This is a genomic window from Candidatus Seongchinamella marina (assembly GCF_026262685.1).
Lineage (GTDB): Bacteria > Pseudomonadota > Gammaproteobacteria > Pseudomonadales > Halieaceae > Halioglobus > Halioglobus marinus.
Genome location: NZ_SHNP01000003.1, coordinates 587,722 through 602,638, shown reverse-complemented (window position 1 = coordinate 602,638; position 14,917 = coordinate 587,722). Strand labels below are relative to the sequence as shown.

General features: G+C 53.5%; 17 protein-coding genes. 12 read left to right on the top strand and 5 right to left on the bottom strand.

Going from position 1 to position 14,917, the window contains the following annotated elements:
- Nucleotides 1-7 precede the first annotated feature (7 nt).
- From EYC87_RS11100 to EYC87_RS11080, 5 genes are all read right to left on the bottom strand, one after another.
- Complete coding sequence (locus EYC87_RS11100) at nt 8-1,072, bottom strand: NAD(P)H-dependent amine dehydrogenase family protein (RefSeq protein ID WP_279252925.1); 1,065 nt, start codon at nt 1,070-1,072, stop codon at nt 8-10.
- A gap of 19 nt (nt 1,073-1,091) precedes the next feature.
- Nucleotides 1,092-2,153: an NAD(P)H-dependent amine dehydrogenase family protein gene (locus EYC87_RS11095; protein ID WP_279252924.1), complete on the bottom strand. Its 1,062-nt coding sequence runs from the start codon at nt 2,151-2,153 to the stop codon at nt 1,092-1,094.
- A complete protein-coding gene (locus EYC87_RS11090; RefSeq protein WP_279252923.1) occupies nt 2,153-2,686 on the bottom strand; it encodes a YybH family protein in 534 nt (177 codons plus the stop codon). The genes EYC87_RS11095 and EYC87_RS11090 overlap by 1 nt, the downstream gene beginning before the upstream one ends.
- Before the next feature lie 294 nt (nt 2,687-2,980).
- The gene (locus EYC87_RS11085; RefSeq protein WP_279252922.1) at nt 2,981-3,418 is read right to left on the bottom strand and encodes a BLUF domain-containing protein; all 438 of its coding nucleotides are present in this window, start codon (nt 3,416-3,418) and stop codon (nt 2,981-2,983) included.
- Between the two features lie 39 nt (nt 3,419-3,457).
- On the bottom strand, nt 3,458-4,141 hold the full coding sequence (locus EYC87_RS11080) for a type 1 glutamine amidotransferase domain-containing protein (protein WP_279252921.1): 684 nt from the start codon (nt 4,139-4,141) through the stop codon (nt 3,458-3,460).
- 407 nt (nt 4,142-4,548) lie between these two features.
- Between EYC87_RS11080 and EYC87_RS11075 the strand changes: the two genes are divergently transcribed.
- From EYC87_RS11075 to EYC87_RS11020, 12 genes are read left to right on the top strand one after another with little or no spacing between them, the layout of a single operon-like run.
- Entirely contained in the window at nt 4,549-4,740 is a 192-nt protein-coding gene (locus EYC87_RS11075; protein ID WP_279252920.1) for a hypothetical protein, read from the top strand.
- A 51-nt stretch (nt 4,741-4,791) separates the two neighbouring features.
- Entirely contained in the window at nt 4,792-4,992 is a 201-nt protein-coding gene (locus EYC87_RS11070; RefSeq protein WP_279252919.1) for a hypothetical protein, read from the top strand.
- Nucleotides 4,993-5,036: 44 nt separating this feature from the next.
- On the top strand, nt 5,037-5,573 hold the full coding sequence (locus tag EYC87_RS11065) for an A24 family peptidase (RefSeq protein ID WP_279252918.1): 537 nt from the start codon (nt 5,037-5,039) through the stop codon (nt 5,571-5,573).
- A 10-nt stretch (nt 5,574-5,583) separates the two neighbouring features.
- On the top strand, nt 5,584-6,498 hold the full coding sequence (locus tag EYC87_RS11060) for a TadE/TadG family type IV pilus assembly protein (RefSeq protein ID WP_279252917.1): 915 nt from the start codon (nt 5,584-5,586) through the stop codon (nt 6,496-6,498).
- A complete protein-coding gene (locus tag EYC87_RS11055) occupies nt 6,498-8,393 on the top strand; it encodes a hypothetical protein (RefSeq protein ID WP_279252916.1) in 1,896 nt (631 codons plus the stop codon). Before EYC87_RS11060 ends, EYC87_RS11055 begins: the two co-directional genes overlap by 1 nt.
- Nucleotides 8,377-8,997, top strand: coding sequence for a hypothetical protein (locus EYC87_RS11050; protein WP_279252915.1), 621 nt, complete (start codon nt 8,377-8,379; stop codon nt 8,995-8,997). The genes EYC87_RS11055 and EYC87_RS11050 overlap by 17 nt, the downstream gene beginning before the upstream one ends.
- A complete protein-coding gene (locus EYC87_RS11045; protein WP_040542524.1) occupies nt 8,991-9,785 on the top strand; it encodes a hypothetical protein in 795 nt (264 codons plus the stop codon). The genes EYC87_RS11050 and EYC87_RS11045 overlap by 7 nt, the downstream gene beginning before the upstream one ends.
- 16 nt (nt 9,786-9,801) lie before the next feature.
- Nucleotides 9,802-10,590 carry a Flp pilus assembly protein CpaB gene (gene cpaB / locus EYC87_RS11040; protein ID WP_040542526.1) on the top strand — a complete coding sequence of 263 codons (789 nt, stop codon included), beginning with the start codon at nt 9,802-9,804 and terminating at the stop codon, nt 10,588-10,590.
- The gene (locus EYC87_RS11035; protein WP_007230505.1) at nt 10,591-12,441 is read left to right on the top strand and encodes a TadA family conjugal transfer-associated ATPase; all 1,851 of its coding nucleotides are present in this window, start codon (nt 10,591-10,593) and stop codon (nt 12,439-12,441) included.
- Nucleotides 12,432-13,283 (top strand): type II secretion system F family protein, encoded by an 852-nt coding sequence (locus tag EYC87_RS11030; RefSeq protein ID WP_279252914.1) that lies wholly within the window; start codon nt 12,432-12,434, stop codon nt 13,281-13,283. Before EYC87_RS11035 ends, EYC87_RS11030 begins: the two co-directional genes overlap by 10 nt.
- A 5-nt stretch (nt 13,284-13,288) precedes the next feature.
- The gene (locus EYC87_RS11025; RefSeq protein WP_279252913.1) at nt 13,289-14,179 is read left to right on the top strand and encodes a type II secretion system F family protein; all 891 of its coding nucleotides are present in this window, start codon (nt 13,289-13,291) and stop codon (nt 14,177-14,179) included.
- Nucleotide 14,180: 1 nt separating this feature from the next.
- Complete coding sequence (locus EYC87_RS11020) at nt 14,181-14,915, top strand: FHA domain-containing protein (protein ID WP_040542530.1); 735 nt, start codon at nt 14,181-14,183, stop codon at nt 14,913-14,915.
- The last annotated feature ends 2 nt before the right edge of the window (nt 14,916-14,917 follow it).

Genomic DNA, 14,917 nt, shown 5'->3' with positions numbered 1-14,917 from the left:
TTTTAACCTAGGCCGGTTTATACAATCCCCGGCCAGTAATTTTTGGTAAATCCAGGGCAGCCACCAAACCGGGCGCCTGCGCAACGACTGCCGGCACAGCGTTAACAATCGCCGTTGCCGTCTGAATAACGCCTGCCACAGCATGATCACCATGACGATCCTCCATATCCATACTGACCTCCATACGCGGCTCGCCCTCAATAATCACTTTATACCCTTTGCCCTTGGGCCAATCGGGGGCAATGTCATCGGTGAGCCGGGTAACATGTTCAAGCACGATAACATCGCGGCCATCAACCACCCCTATCACTTCAAAGCGCATGGCACCAGTAGTGCCCGCTTCAAACTTGCCCATGCCATTTTCAATGTCTTCGTCCAGGGGTAGGCGTTCGTGTATTTCGTATACTTTCTCCAACTCAACACCTAAACCTGCTGCCACCGAACGTACCGATCCGCCCCATCCCAGCGACAGCATTCCCGGCCGAAATAACATGCAGTCATGGTCAACCGGATAGCCAAAGCCCATTACCTCACGAATCGTGTGCTCCTGCTCATAGGTAGCGTAGTTGATCACCTCGCGCATGCGAACACTGCTCCAATACTCGGATAAACCGGTGAAGACCAGAGGGAAGGTATCGTTGGCGAAACCGGGATCGATGCCATTGTTAAAACATGTAGTGCCTCCTTCCTCGCATGCGGCTTTCAACGGGTCTGCTAAAAAGGAGATATCGGGGCTGTCAGGATACTGCAACATGAACAGCGAGCTGGAAACGACATTAATACCCTGGCGCAAGCAGCGCGCCTGGTCCTCGGCGGCCTCCATCATCCGGGTTTCGGAATGAGCCGTGTAAACAATACAGTCTGGTTTCAGCGCCAGCGCAGTATCGATATCGTCGGTTGCTAAAATGCCGCAAGATTCGCCCAGTCCCGCCAACACGGCAACGTCCTGGCCTGACTTTGTCGAAGAGCTGACAATATGCCCAACCAACTCAAGCTCCGGGTGATTGAGCACCGCACGCACTGCATAACAGCCCACATTTCCAGTGCCCCAGGTAACAACTCTTAAACTCATCGTATGCTTCCTTTAGTAATCATTCAGCGACCGACAATGCTGGCGCTGCGCGTCCGGCAATTAACGGAAGATCAAGGTAAGTTTTAATGCCAGGTTCGGCCTGGCAAACATAGGGAATGGCGCTGACACCGTGATTCGCAGTGGCAACAATGCCAGGGTTTCGCTCAAGTCCGGCCGCAATAGACTCCGGGTGCCAACCGTGGAAGGTGACATGAGACGACGGGTCACCGGTCACCTCAACTTCGAAACGCTCGCCGCCTTCGCCAAAGCCCCAACCAGAATCCAGGTTCTCCTCACCCATGAACCAGTTGACCCGCACGGTAATCACAGGCTCGCCTTTTATTGTCCGCTGCCAGGTAAAACGCTGTGCGGCAACCAGCCCAGGCTTAATCACACCAATAGGAGATTCAATGGGCGCTGTGGCAACCGCAACCTCATGCAATGCGCGCGGATCGGGGTCAAGGTCAAACCCCAGTTCTGCTGCAATCATTTCCATAGACTGGCCAAAGCCATCGCCTAAAAACTGAACCATCGGACTGGTGGCAGCTTCCTCCGGTGTCTTGCCAAACAGCATGATGTCGCTGATAACAGCGGGCGCGCCGTAGGTGCGAATATCCGAAAACTCCTCTGCTCTAACGTGCGTGATGCTCGCGGAGAGCGCAGACACCATTAGCGGGAAGCGCTCTGTTATACCGCCAGGGTGAATACCAGTGCCGTGCAGTGTTGTGCCTCCTTCCATGCACGCAGCCTCGAGATCACCGACATCTCTGTCCCCCGGATAAAACCACCCCAACGGGGTCACGACGTTTTTACCTGAAGCCAACAGACGGCTGACTAATGCTCTGTCCGCCATTACCGGACTGTACATAACGCAATCTGCGTCCAGCGCCATTAACACTTCTACATCGCTAGTCGCGATCACGCCCAGTGCCGGTAGCCCGCAAATTTCACCGACGTCTCGCCCCACTTTATCATCGCTACTCACCCAGCAACCGACCAGCTCCAGTTGCGGATGTGCGGCGATGTAGGAGATTGCCGCCTTACCCACACCTCCGGTGGCCCATTGAATGACCTTAAACATTATTCTGCCCCCGCGAAAACATCAGGTAAATGCACCCAGGCAGCTGGCAAATGCGTGGACCAATCCGGTTTGCGTGGAGGCATGTTGAACTCTGCTGGCGGTTTCCAGGCCATAGCTTTCATGGTTTCGCCGATGTACGTCATATTGAGATAATCGTGGCTGTAACAAAACAGTCCATCACCCGCGTAGTAGAGAATAGATAACCCTGGAACAATCCACTGGCCGCCGTCGGGTTTATCACCCAACACCTGGTCCCAATGACTCACAAGACGATGGCCATCGCTCATGGTCCAACGCTCGGGCGTGGACCAACCATAGCCGGTAAGCCCTGCCATGGATCGGATAAAGAAATCGCGAATCGTTTCACGCCCCTCCTGGCGGCCCCAGGCCGGGTCCAGATAGACGGCGTCTTCAGTAAAGAAATCAGCGAGGCTGTCCCAACCGACATCTCCGATGTCAATTCGGTCGCGCTGGGCGACAAATCGATCGTAGGTTTCGAGCGCCTCACGCTCAATTTCGTTCTTTTTATGCATACTGAGTGTTCCCGATAGTGTTCCCGTGCCTGAGCGCAGTTTTTTTTTGGGCTACAGTCAGGTTACTTCAGCTATGCACATTCGGCCTTTTAACTGGTTTTAATACTTATACCGGATAAAGCTATACTCGGATTAGAGACAAGACTCGAGGTTTCTGGGGGTGGCCTGCGATAACGACCTGAGGACCGGTGTGGGCTGAGCGGGAGTCAGGAGCCAGAGGGGTTTGAGTGAACAGTGACCTTGCGCAGCCAGGCGGAATTACCCTGAAATTTCCGCGACAGTTACAACAACCGGTTACTTTTTCCAGGCCGGCAGGTCGCGCATCATTTTTATATCGTTGATCATCGCCAGCGCTTGCCACTCTTCGAGGGGAAAGTGAATGCCACCCTCCTCTTCTCCGTATTTGCCCTTCAGTTCTTTTTCTATTTTTTGATTAAAATCGAAGGCGCCAATTCCACGCATGCCCCAGCCGCCAAACAGCCGCGCATCGATAATACTGAAAGCAACAATGCTTATCTCCGTGTGTCTTTCATCACGACAGATGCGCCGGAAAGTCGCATTCACATCTTCGAAATTACCTTCAATCGCTTGCATAAAGTGGGTTCGGCTCGCTAACAGCACACCGGTCAAACCTACGCCTTCATTGTAAACCTCGCTTTTGCTGGTGATGCTGCGCACGATCTCCCAGTTCAGAGGCTCAACACTTCGGCTTCTGTATATCATCCTGTACATAACGCCTCCTCTAACAGGCCTTAGCTTCGCGGATACAGCTTACTTTCCATTGAGCGCCGCAAGCAAATGATCGGCGGTAATCTCCGATGAACCCGGGTTCTGCCCGGTAATAAGCAAACCATCGACAACTGCGTGGGGGTGCCAGTCCTCTCCCGCGGTGTAATGTGCACCCAGAGCTTGAAGGCGATCTTCGAGCAGGAACGGCACAATCTCGGTCAGACCGACCGTGGCTTCTTCACTGTTACTAAAGCCAGTGACATTAAGTCCTTTAACCAGTGCGCCGCCGTCCGCAGCGCTGGCATTAACTAACACCGCGGGTGCATGGCAAACTGCCGCAACGGGTTTGCCCTGCTGCATAAACCTTTCTATCAGTGCAATTGAATCGCTATCGTCCGCCAGGTCCCAGAGCGGCCCGTGACCGCCCGGATAAAAGACGCCATCGAAGTTGTCTGCGCTCACCTCAGCCAACCGCAGGGTATTAGCAAGTTGGGCCTGGGCGCCTGAATCAGCATCAAATCTTTTTGTGGCATCGGTTTGGGCATCAGGTTGACTGCTTTTCGGGTCTAGCGGAGGTTGTCCACCGGCCGGAGACGCGAGTGTCAAATCTGTCCCGGCGTCCAACAACCGATAGTATGGGGCGGCAAATTCATCCAACCAAAAGCCGGTTTTCTCTCCGCTATCACCCAGCTGATCGTGAGAGGTCAGGACGATAAGTACGCGCATTGCTTTCATTTCTTTATTGAATCAGACCACTGAAGTATACGATACGAAGCGAATGATAGATCCCAATGTTCAACTATTGAATCACGCCCATAAAAATTGTCGATGTGCTCCTATTGGCGACGGTAGTGTGACGCGCCTTCCCCCGTGCTTAACGCCACTGAACGCCGCCGCCATGCTTCTGTCCGGCAAATCGTCGCCGCTGTAGCCGTTTATTCCCGCCCCGACGGCTGCAAGGTTCAGCAGAGGGCGCTTGCTACTAGGAGCAATTTTGTCTATAAATAGTAATAGATACATAGCTTTACAATGCTAGTTCTAGCTAAGGAAGGCTTTGGCATGCATCACACCGAGCGATCGGCCGTTAATAATGTTACGGCCGGGTACCCGCAAGCGATGACTCAGGTGACAGGATGGTGGCATCTACTCAAAATACCGTATGGCGACGATTGCACCGCGACGATAGCGGGGAGCAAGCTATGGAAGTGTTAATGATTTTGACTTTCGGTGTACTCCCCATGATCGGTGCGGCGTGGTTGTTGGAAGATGTCATTCGCGAGTATGTTACGTTTGGGCAGATTTTTATCTCTTCACCGTTTTTTTAGAAAAACCAGGTGGCCATTGAAGTTACTGATAATAAGGAATGGAGACATACTATGAAGTTTATTCAACTCGCGTTTATCAAACTGATGCAATTGCATGTAGACACGCGCGGAGACAATGAAAACCTAGGACGCCTGCTACTTCTGGCGCTAGTGCTTATCCCGCTGATTATCCTTATTTCTATCTTCGGACAAGAAATTTACACAGCAGCGGAAGGCAAATGGAATGAGGTAATGGGCGTAGAATTGGGCTAAACAGTGCGCTAAACACAAAAAGGGCAACGGAATTACTCTTCGGCATGTATAGCTACGCTACCGAAGCACAACTTTATCTGCTGCTGGCACTGCTGGTCCCGGCAACGCTGATGGATTTTACTCGACATCGCATTCCCAATTACCTCACCTACCCCGCGTTAGTGCTGGGCCTATGTCTGGCTGCGCTGAGCTGGGGCTGGACGGGGTTGGGCAATCACCTCATTGGCACTTTCGCCGCAGGAATCCCTCTGTTCCTAATCTTTCTCAGCGGCTCTTTGGGCGGCGGAGACGTCAAGCTAATGGCCGCAGTGGGTGCCATAGTCGGCTTCCCCAACGCACTCAATGCTCTGCTTGCCTCGATTATGGTTGGGGGTTTGTGCGCGGCGCTGATTCTAATCTGGCAGGGACGACTTTGGGGCTTGGTGCAGTATGCGTGGAGTACGCTAGGGTATCGTGCAGGCATTCTTTCCCAGGCGCCGCAACCGCCACCGGCGCACCGGGACTCATTTCCCTTTGGCGTCGCCATAGCGATTGGCAGCTGCTTGATTGTTGTGCCGCCAACCCTGATGGGTAGCGGCTGAGTATTCAGTCATGGAAATGGGACTCGCCAACGGAGTGACCAGCGCCAGCATCCAAAATTACTTGGACCACTGGCTTCTTTACGGGCAGCTAAGCCTGGGGGTTGCAATATTGTTATCCCTGATGCTAACGCTGCTACTACCGCTTCGCCGGGGCGCCTTCGACCGCCTGCGAGCATTCAGGCGCGATGAACAAGCCTCTGCCTCGCTTGAATTTTTGCTGGTTTTCTTTCCCCTGCTTGTGCTCGTGCTTGCAGTATGGCAACTGGCCTTTATGGTAAACGCACAGGTTCACGTCGGTTACGCGGCCTACGCTGCCGCCCGCAGCGCCAGCACAGTGGCTTTCACGGAACTGGACAACGAGGCTGAGGGTGTGCTGCTCAATCGCAACGAACCCGAAGCTGAGAAGTGGCAGCGCATAGAGCGCGCAGCGATTCCCGGCACCCTGGCCATTTCACCTGGCAGCGCAGAGTCGGCCGGCAAAGCGTATTTGTCCACTCAAGCCCATGGAATGCTGGGAGACGGCCCGGCGCCGAACTTTGACAGCATCGACTTCGGCAGCCTGCCCGGGCAAATTGGCGCTCTCACCATTCACCGCCCCGGCATGATACTGAGCGGCTCGAGATTGCGCAGGGCCGCAGTGAAAGCCTTGTATGCGCAAGCCGCCACTCGTGTGTTAATTAACGGCAGAGATTCTCGCGGCAACCTGGCAGATGGCAACACCGCCAACGGTCCCTATGATCTCTCCTCCAGCGACACTTTAAGCGTTACAGTGGAGTATGATTTTTGGCTGCACGTGCCCTACGCTGGGCGCATGATGTATATAGCCTTTGGCGGCAGCGAACTAACCAGTGGCATTACTGAACCTACGTTGACCTTACGCAGCACTGTGGTGACGCCCACCTGGCCTCAGCTGGTGGCCTACTGATGGCTAATGCTCTCGAGCGGCTGCATTGCGACGACAGTGCCCAGGTATCTTTCCTGGCGGTGGCTGCTGCGGTGTGCTTCGTGGCCTTATTGGCAATGGTGATGAACAGCAACGACATAGTGCGCGAGAGAATGCGTGTGCAAGAAGTTGCCGATGTAACAGCGCTCTCGGCCGCCACTTGGCAGGCTCGCGGCTTGAATATGATCTCCATGATCAATGTTCTCAACAGTAAAATCCTGAGCATGACCGTACTGGTTAACTCGCTCAACAAAACTTTGCCCATCGTAGTGACAGTTGCCGAAGTACAGGAAACTGCTTTTCAGGCCTGCAGCGCAGTGCCCTTTGTGGGGCCATTTTGCGCGGTGATGGCGACCATTGTGACCGTACAAAAAAACGTCATGAAAGTGATGAAAAGCGTTATAGAGAAAATCGCTACTATCACCTCCTGTAAAAAAGCTGCCTGGACGATTATGGAGGGCCTGCAAAGTGCAGCCGAAGGCGTTCGTCAGACCTTTCCCAGCATTGCCACCGTCAGTGCTGTAGCCATCGCCAGTGAGAACGGAGCATCTTTTGGGGTGGCTTTGAACGGCGGACTCATCACCGGCTCACCCACAACCGCGCTGCAGCTACCAGTCACATCTGACGGCTACGAGACATCAGATTTTTGCTCCGCTATGAGTGACGGCGGCCCAGGCTATGTAATGGAGGGCTATGACAACAATCAGGGACCAGTGCGACTCGGTAAAAAAATTTGGGACATCGTCTTTATTCCCTTTTTCAATTTATTACCCCACCCTATTTTCTATGGTTTCTACAGTTTTTACATGGCGCAGTTGGGATGTACACCCGACGCTCAATCGGAAGATAACAAATCTAAAACCCAATTTTACGACCTGCCGACCTGCCGCAAATACAACGCTAGCGCCACCTGGCGTTTATTTTTTTCACGCACCGACTGGGTTACAGCGGGAGACTGGGATGCTGACGATTTCGTGGCCTGGACATCCCTCAATGACAACAGCTCAAGCGGCGGCCTCTCACAAGAGGAGCAGGACAAGTTTGGTGATCTCGGTCAGTATGGCGAAGACGTGCCAGCCGCTGAACCCCAACCCGTACTGTCTCGAGGGCCCGGCTATCAAGCACTGGTAACCGAGTCGCCTTTATTGAAAGTCAATGCCGCTTGCACGGAAGGTAATTCTGGCAGCGGTTACCCGCTGCTGAACGAAACGGGCACGAGCCAAATTTGCGGTTCAAGCTTTGGGCAGTGCCGTTGGCTAAACGGCCATCCCAAATTTACTCGTTACAGCGGGACCCACTCCCGCAATCCCAGCGGTCTGGACGCCGAGCGCACCGGAATTTATTTTCTGAGTGAAACCAGAGAAAGTGGCATCTTCATAGAAAACGACGAGGAAATTACCCGCTATCGCTACACCATTTACGTGTGGGCGCTTAGCAGCTCAGGCGAGAAAGTACTCGAGGGTGATGAACTTGAGGAGTATGTGCAGGACCAAACGAACGGCAGCGCCAGCACCGAAGCGAGCAACAGCAATGACAGCGCTGACTCCAAAAGCTGCCGCAATCGGATACAACCACTGTTAATCGACAAAGGTGACAACCCTGAGAACCGCATGCGCTACATTGCCATGGTCTATACCGACATACACCCCCCATTTTGGAGCAATTTGTTCAACGAACCTCCCGCCCGGGTAACGGCCTATGCCCAGGCTCAGGTGTACAATAAATTATCTGAAGACATGTTCACTCAGGACTGGCGAGCGCGTCTGGAACACTCGAACTTACTCGAGTCGGCACTGAGCAGCGACCAGGGGTTATCCCTACCGGGCAGCGAAGCCGGCATAGCCGAAGGAATTCTGGGCAGTGTTAACAATCACTAATATTGCGACAAGGCAGCGACAACGGGGCTCAGCCGCGCTGGAAACCCTGATGTTATTTGTGTTTTTGATCGTACCGATCTGGATGCTGCTATTCACCATGGGCTACGCCGGCATCCGTCTTCAGGCTGCACAAGTTACCACTCGCCTGGCTGGCCATGAAGTGATGAAGAAAAAAACCAAAGGTGAAAATGTTCAGGGCGATGCACAGAGCCTGGCCAACCAGGTGGGCAGCCAGGTATTCCCAGCCGAGGAGAATGCCGTCTCTCTCAACGTCACCAATATTTCAGTGACCAGCGAAATCAGCTCCGGCAATGACGATTTAATGTCCTTTATGGGTGGGCTGATTTCCGGCCTGTCCGGCAATTCCAGATTAGAGGTCTCGGTTTCCCGAAAAGCACCTTATGGGCTGTTTGAGGCCAGCGACATCACGGTACCCTTGACCATAGGTGGCACCGCCTATACCTACTGTGAAATGAAAAATACCGATTTCGACCCTTTCGCCGGCGAGGGCATCAGCATAGGTATACTGGATAAGCTCACCAGTGGCAGCAATATTTTGCTCGCACCGTTTGGCGGACTACCCACAGGCAGCAACAAATGTTAGCGCCCTTTTGGACCATTGCCATGAAGCTACTGAGCTCGGTGCTTATCATCGTGCTGTTTTTCTACATCAGTAGCCAATTACCCTATTTCCAGCCAGACCGCCCCTTCACGATTGCGGGCCTGGCGCCGCAAACCGGTCACAGCAGCGCTGGCACCACGCTACCTTCGACGATGCTGATCACCGATGGTGATGCGCGCTTTACCGGCGACTTTTTCGACAGCGACAGCAACATCGGCTTCACCATGCGTGAAATAGATGTGTCAGGCCCCTGCGAGCGGGCTGGGGAGCGCTACATTCATGACACCTGCCCCCAGTGCAACGTAACCCCGGCAATCAGTGACAACAATGAGCCTCCGACACTGTTTTGGATGCACCAGGAGGCCGAACAAGCAACCGTAGGAACAGTTTTTCGCGACTGTGCTGCCGATCTGGGCAACGGGCAAGTTCGCGTACCTTTGCTATCCTTTGATGGCAATGAAATCGATTTAACAGATTCCGAGAGTCACGTTAACACCAGTCAAATTCCCACCCTGGCCGGCAGTGTGCGCGAAAGCAATATGACTTTAGGCAACTGGGCAATTGCAGTTGATACCGTGACTCGTGGCGGGAGGGCAATGGATCAGATGGGGTTGCTATTAGGCGATGCCGGCTGGCGTGAGGTTCCCCAAGGAAACGAAAAACCCCAATTAGCACAAAGAGTTTACTCTCGTAATGATTCGCGTTTATGCGTGGTTACACTCAACCGGATTGACGAGGCTTTTCAGCTCGTCACCATGATGAATATTTAGATAAGCGAGGCAGGCCGTGAACAATAAAATTCTTTTGGTGATTGCTATAGTGGCGGGTTTAGGGGCGACATTCTTCGTCAAACAGCACATTGATGAAATGAAAGGCGACACGATAACAGTCTACAAAGCCACGAAAACCAAAGGCGTGGGCGACATACTGGGCGGTGATCTTGAGGCAATTACCCTGCCGGCCGGCCTGTTTCCAGACGCTTTGGAGGAGGCCCCTGATCAGAACTTTCTCGACTACATGCGCACAACAAGGTTGCGCGCAAAAGTGGCGATCGGCGATATTTTGCTTTTCCGCCACTTCGACTCCAGTATAGATCCCGGCGTACTCCCGAGCATTCCCGCCGGCAAAAAAGCTATTTCAGTCGGTGTGGACCAGAAAACCTCGGTGTCGTATTTTATTCAACCGGGCGATCTTGTCGACGTACTGGGCACATTTCCATCACTGGACCCCGGGGCTACATCCGCTGGCGATCTGCCGCGGATTGAAGCATCGACGCGACCAATTCTACAAGCTGTTGAAGTTCTGGCAGTGGGCAGCGAATACCGCGCATCGGAACGTCATAATATGGAGCCCTATGGATCAGTAACACTGCTGGTAGACAGTGAGGAAGCGGCCAAGCTGATATTTGCCCAGGATTACTACGACGCCAATATCACTCTACTGTTGCGTAGCAAGGATGACACCGACATCGCCTCACGACTGCCCGAGGTAGGCGTTCGGTCCGGCAATTTTGATTCCATCGGTAACCGCCCCAGTCACAATGTCATCATTAAAAAGCCGGAGGCTAAAAACTAGGTGTCTGTGCTGATTCACATTCGTGATTTGCAGGACCAGCGCATTGGAGAATTCCGGCTGGATCAGAGTCTGACTCTGGGCAAATCAACAGACTGCGATATTGTATTGGAGTCACCGTATATTTCCGCCGAACACGCACGCTTCGAAACCGAAGGCCCCCAGGTATATGTGCATTCCAAGGGCCTCAACGGCGTAATGGTAAATGACCAGGATGTCGCCCGCGGCCAGCGTATGGAGCTGCATTCCGAAGATATCATTTCCTTGCCCGGATTCGTGCTGCACATAACGGGATTGCGGCCTACCAAACAAGCTAGCGACTTCGAAAAAGAGCGTGACCTTTCTGAACTCAAACGCATCATCCATTTTGACTTACTGGAAAAAGCCAACCTCACCGGTGTGGTGATGGAGTCCAAAGACGCAGAAATGGCCAGCGAAATCGAAGTCAAACTTACCGAACTGCTGGAACGCGTGCACAGCATCGATGATGAACTGCTAGAACATATTGTATTAAGGTCCACCCGAGAAGAAGCAGTTAACACAGTGGTACGAGGCCGCCTCAAGGATAGCAGCCGCGGCTCCCTTGATTGGGAAAACAGCGCCGATCGCATTGCCTTCGACCAGTTGGTCTCTACCTGTTTGGCTGACATCGGCATCGACGAGAGTTATGACAATTTACGCATTGCCGATGTGCGCGACAAGTTCAACGAAGTGTTTGCTCGCAACTCTCAAGCCCTATCCCCCGGACAAAAACAGTACATTGCCAAAGGTTCTATTCGCTCCGATATCCTTTCGCTGGTTTACGGCCTGGGACCGCTGGAAGACCTCATGAAGCTGCCAGACATCACCGAGATTATGGTTGTGGGCAAGGATAAAATATTCATTGAAAAGGGTGGCGGCCTGGAGGAAACCGGCCGCGCCTTTCCCAGCGAAGACGACCTGAACGTAGCGGTGAATCGGATGGTTCGCCCCATTGGCCGCGCGCTTAACCGGGCCGACCCCATTGTCGATGCCCGCCTTGAAGACGGCTCGCGCGTGCACATTGTAATTCCACCAGTGGCTATTCACGGCACCTCGGTTACCATCAGGCGCTTCCGTGAAGAACCCTTCACCCTGGCGGATCTGATCGGCTTTGGTTCGATGACACCGCAGGCTGGCCGCTTTCTCGCCGCCTGCATCGTAGCACGCAAGAACATGGTGATATCCGGGGGAACCGGCTCAGGTAAAACCACACTGCTGAATGTGCTCGGGTCTCAAATCCCTTTCGATCAGCGCCTGGTAGTGATCGAGGACAGCGCTGAACTGCAACTGCCACAACCTAACCAGGTCAATCTTGAAACCCGCAAAGCAAATCTCGAAGGTAAAGGTGAAATCCCCATTAAAGCTTTGGTTCGTGCTTCTCTGCGCATGCGGCCCGACCGAATAGTCGTGGGTGAGTGCCGCAGCGGCGAGGCACTGGACATGCTCCAGGCCATGAACACTGGACACGACGGCTCGCTGACCACCGGCCACGCTAACTCTCCGCGGGAAATGATTCAGCGGCTGCAAGTGATGGTGATGGAAGCCGGTGAAGACATGCCAATAACCGCTATCCGCCAACAGATTGCCGCCGCCGTCGACATCATCGTACAGATACAGCGGCAGCGAGATCGCTCACGAAAGATTACCCACATCAGTGAAATTGTCGGCTACGATGTCACCGAGGGTGAAATCGTAATGGAGGATATCTTCAAACTTGTGAGTCTGCCCGAAGGCGGCTCGGAGCTGCGCTTCACTGGCTACCTGCCTAGCTTTGCCGACAGCTTGTTGGATAGCAGCGACCTGTCGCTGGAGGAATTATTCGCATGGGATTGATCATTGCCTACGCACTTATTGCCGTCTCTGTCACCGCATTGGTATACGCAGGTTTACAAAGCTTCGTGCCGGTGGCTGTAACGCGCTGGCGCAGCGATCAAGAAGAAATCGACGACAAGCTGCAAAACATTTTCTACACCAGCAGCGAAGCACGCACCTTTTTGATCCTTAAGTATGGGGGCACCCTGGCCGCTTTTTTCATCGGCTTGTGGTTCATGAATAGTCTCGTATTCGGCATATTCCTTGGCATTGTCATCTACTTGCTTCCGGAAGTACTACTGGACAATATCCTGCGCCGTCGCCGTGAACGCCTGGAGGCGCAAACAGCCGACGTGATGACCGCTCTTAGCGCCAGTATCAAAAGCGGTATGACTATCGAGCAAGCCTTTTCTGAAATGGTTGATACCATGTACCCGCCGATATCTGAAGAATTTGCACTGATTCGCGAACGCATAGACGCCGGACAACCGGTGATAGCAGCCGTTAAATCAGCCGATAAACGGCTGCAGGTGCCGCGGCTGTCACTGATATTCCAGACTATTTGCATCTCGCTGGAACGCGGCGGCCGCCTGGCATCGCTAATGGACCGCTTAGCGGAGTCGACTCGTGAAATAGAGCGGGTCGAAGAGCGGGTGCGCACTGAAACCGCCGGTCTGCGTTTATCGGCGCGAATCATGTTTCTCATGCCCTTCTTCATTTGCGGCTTGCTTTATTTGATCGAGCCTGACCAAGTCATGCTGTTATTCGACAATTTGATTGGCAATATCGTTCTGGTTATTGCGATCGCCATGGACATCAGCGCGTACTTCATAATGAAAAAGCTTATTGAGCTGGACATTTAATTATTATGAATCAGACACTGCTTATTGCTCAGGTTGCCGCTTTCATTGCCACCAGCTGCACAGTACTTTTTGTAGGTTTCAGTATCCGCGATGCCCTCAAGCGCAGAGAGCAATTATGGATCAAAATACGCGCCTCGCATGTCAGCAAGGTGGAAGCCGGTGCCGAATTCGTGCGCACGGTTTTACTGGAGACAGTTCGGCCAATGTCCTCTGTACAAAAACTTCTTCGGCAAACAAAGAAGAACCTGCTGCGCGCTGGCGTTGGCCGCAATGCCGAAGACTATGTCGCTGACGGACTATGGCAGGGTTTGTTAGGTGGCATTAGCATCATGCTGGCCGTTAGTCTGCTGTCGTCGCCAGTTTCAGGATTACTCCTTGGCACAGCAGGCGGGGTGCTATGGGCAATGTGGATTAAACCCTCCATGCTCGACAGCAACGCCACACAGCGCAGCCGGCTGATTTATCGTCGCATTCCCTACGCCCTCGATTTATCGGTCCTGGTATTAGAAACTGGTGGCACGCTGCGAGAAGGCCTGGAGGAAATTTCATTACAGAATGACCCTCTGGCGGACGAGTTGCGCATCACTCTGCTGGAAATGGATTCAGGTTCCACCCAGGCCGCGGCGCTGCGTGGCATGGGCCAGCGAGTTGGCTTAGAGTCACTTGAAACTATTCTCACAGCGATTAATCGAGGCGAGGAAACCGGTGCACCAATGGTTGCCACTCTGATAACTCAGGCGGAAATGTTTCGCGAACGGAGGCTGCAGGAGATCGAAAAAATGGCAGTGGAAGCACCTACAAAGATGACTTTTCCCAATATGATGATCATGGTGTCAGTGCTGTTGCTGATCATTGGCCCCCTTCTAATTCAACTCGTTTCTTCAGGACTCTTCTAGGATGCAAGCACTGCAGATACGTTTTACTCAGGGCCCCATGCAGGGGACTACCAAACAATATGACCTAGGCTACTTACTAATCGGTCGCGAACCGCGTCCGGAGGTGGACCAGCAGGCGCTGATCCTCACGGGCGCCGACGGCTCGGTGTCGCGAAACCATGTTGCACTCTTTGATCGCGACGGCCAGGTGATACTGCAAAACATCAGCGGCAACGGAACGCGAGTAGACGGCACTCTGATTATAGAGGAAGCGGTGCTTAAGCCCGGTGCCCAGATCACCATAGGCAGCCACCACCAACTGGAAGTAAAGTGGCAATTGGTTGGCCGGCAAAAGCAAGAGGACAAAGACGCGAAAGCGCCAGCCGCAACGAAAGCGGCCTCCTCGGGCTTACTGGCATCACCCGTTGTGCGTGCGCTCCTGGCAGTGTACCTGGTCGCCATTATCGGTGTTGCCGCCTACCTCAGCTGGCAAGGAGGCCGTAACGCGGGTATTCCCGACGACTGGCCGCAGTTGAGCGCCGCTTACGAGGCCTACCAGCCCACCGAAATCAGTGCCGCAGAAAAGACTCGGCGGGCGAACTTGGCGGAGGCACTTTTAGTGCGCCTGCGGGTATTGCGCGCCAACGAGAGAACATACGAAGTCAAACGCTTGTGCCGCGTGCTCATGCGTTTGGATGCAGATATTCAATCACCGATTTATCGCTACGGGGCCACGTGCCTGGGATCGATCAACTAACG